The organism is Microcystis sp. LEGE 08355 (genome assembly GCF_015207185.1).
In the GTDB taxonomy this organism is placed as follows: Bacteria; Cyanobacteriota; Cyanobacteriia; order Cyanobacteriales; family Microcystaceae; genus Microcystis; species Microcystis panniformis.
This window is the reverse complement of record NZ_JADEXI010000700.1, coordinates 1-2,202: the sequence shown is the minus strand read 5'-3', so window position 1 is coordinate 2,202 and position 2,202 is coordinate 1. Positions and strand designations below refer to the sequence as shown.

General features: G+C 45.6%; 2 protein-coding genes. One reads left to right on the top strand and one right to left on the bottom strand.

Annotated elements, in window-relative coordinates; translation table 11 throughout:
- Positions 1–8 precede the first annotated feature (8 nt).
- Positions 9–1,265: a GAF domain-containing sensor histidine kinase gene (locus tag IQ242_RS23075; protein WP_193961556.1), complete on the bottom strand. Its 1,257-nt coding sequence runs from the start codon at positions 1,263–1,265 to the stop codon at positions 9–11.
- Between the two features lie 388 nt (positions 1,266–1,653).
- Here IQ242_RS23075 and IQ242_RS23070 point away from each other — a divergent pair, with 388 nt between their 5' ends.
- Complete coding sequence (locus IQ242_RS23070) at positions 1,654–1,974, top strand: DUF3155 domain-containing protein (RefSeq protein ID WP_002768353.1); 321 nt, start codon at positions 1,654–1,656, stop codon at positions 1,972–1,974.
- Positions 1,975–2,202: the final 228 nt, after the last annotated feature.

Genomic DNA, 2,202 nt, shown 5'->3' with positions numbered 1-2,202 from the left:
CCACCAGATCATCCTTCTATACTAAGATTTCTATCGGCTATAACCGGCATACTAACCCGAAAAACCGTGCCGGGGTAGGGGGAACTTGTTGGATCGGGATTGGGACTGATAAATTCGATCGTCCCCCCCATGCTGGTAATTAATTCTTTGGCGATCGCTAAACCTAATCCTGTACCCGGTATATCTCCCCCTGCTTGCACTCCCCGGTAGTGACGTTGAAAAATTCTTTCTCGATCGCTCGTCGGAATACCATAACCCGTGTCTTTAAAAACAATTTCTACACTATTCTTAACATTATGCACCTCGACGGTGACTTTTCCGCCAGCAGGAGTATATTTGAGGGCATTATCAATTAAATTACTGAATACTTCCCGCAAACCAGGGATATTGGCCCGAATAAGTGGTATATCTTCCCCGTGAATCGTTTCTAGACTGAGATTTCTCTCTTTGGCTACCGCTTGGGCCGAAAGGAGCAGCGGATCGAGAAGATCATGGAGATCGATCGGAGTTAGTTGGCCGCTGCCAGCAGGTAAGAGAAAGGCGGTGGGGGAAGATTGCGCTTGCAGGAGAGGAATATCGACGGTGGGGTAATTTTCGCTTTCTTGCTGAATTTGTCCCTCAAATTCGGCAATTAAGTCGCGAACTCGATCGCTTTCCCTCAGCATACCAGTAATAGCGGGATCGTTACCTTCTTCGGCTAAAAGCCTTTTGAGTAGAAGTTTACCAAAGGTTTTTAAAGCGGTGAGGGGATTGCGGATTTGATGGAGAAAGGTATCGAGGCGCTGTCGTTGCCATTGTCGATAATAACGTTCTTCTCCCAATTGGCGATCGAGTACACAGGCCAAAGCGAGGGTTTGGGTGATTTTTTCCATCTGGGTTAATTCCCAACTTTGCCAAGGTCGTTTTTCTCGGGTTGTCACCAATAATCCGATCATGCCCTCTTCATACATTAAGGGTAAAAACAAGCGATGACCGCTGACGCTCTCCTGATTACCCCAGAGGTGGGATAAATCTTCTAACTTAACCGCAGTTAACAAGTCGGCTGCTGGTTGCTCTGGTTGTAAGGAAAGCCGCTTTTTTTGGGGAGAAGGGGGGTTAAAAGGCGGACAAACAACGACTGGGATTAAATTACTCGATAAAGGTTCAGTTAAATAAACTGCACTTCTGTCCGCTTCCATTTGCTCCCGCAAAAGTTCCATCTGCACTTGACAGAGGGCAATAAAATCATCACTCAGGGGAGTCCGGGAGGGGGAGGAGAAGAGCATACCAAGAAAGTAAAAAGTAAAAAATCAGAAAACCTTGATCAAGCTAGGGTTGCCAGTTTTATTTCCCAGTTGACAGGGGAGAGAATGTCCCTCCCCTTGGGTCGAGGGCAACTGGCAAAAAGCAGTTAGAACAAGGGTTTGGTCACTATTTTCGGGGTGGATCACGGTATGTATTAACAAAAGTTTAAGAATAATAAGTTTTGTATCGATATTTGTGGGTGTGTTTTTGTCAGAAAAACTTAAACCTAGTCTCAGTCTAGCTTCTAGTCAAACTTGTCTGTAATTGGGTTTGTGAGAGACACTTGATTTCTTGGTCTAGAAGGGATATAATCGCTACGGCTTTTGTAACTATCATTACAACGATTAGCCAGAACAGGAGGTAATTGGGTTGGCCAGAAAACGGAAACGTAAAAGTCGCCGTCGTCAAGAAGGACGTAAGATACTTGAACTTGTACCCCAGTATAGTATTGAAAGTGGCGAGGATAAACCCGTAACTGCGGCGCGTAAGTATATTCAAGCTATAGGCATTAGCCCACCAGCTTTATTGATTGTTAAGCGTAACGAGCATACAACCGATCGCTATTTCTGGGCTGAAAAAGGACTGTTTGGAGCGCAATATGTGGAGGAAAACCACTTCCTTTTCCCAAGTTTGCGCGACCTGCAGCCCCAGCCCCAGCCCGTCAAAGCACCGGTAGCAGTTGCTAAATAACTCAAAGGACTATTGATCATATCATGGAAAGTAAACTCGTTTACGGAAAAGTAAACGAGTTTTTTTTGTGCATAAGTAGGGTTTGCGGCAAAAAGCTTTTCGGTGGGGGCAGGGTGTAGGGTGTAGGGTGTAGGGTGTAGGGTTTTAGCGATTTTGAGGGGGTCAATTACCTAATTTTCAGGGAAAAAGTCCCGGAATTTTCCCCCCGATCCCTCCCAGATCTGGTAC

Bases quoted from the DNA above. Each gene is read 5' to 3' on its own strand.
- IQ242_RS23075 (WP_193961556.1), bottom strand. From the start codon at position 1,265: ATGCTCTTCTCCTCCCCCTCCCGGACTCCCCTGAGTGATGATTTTATT.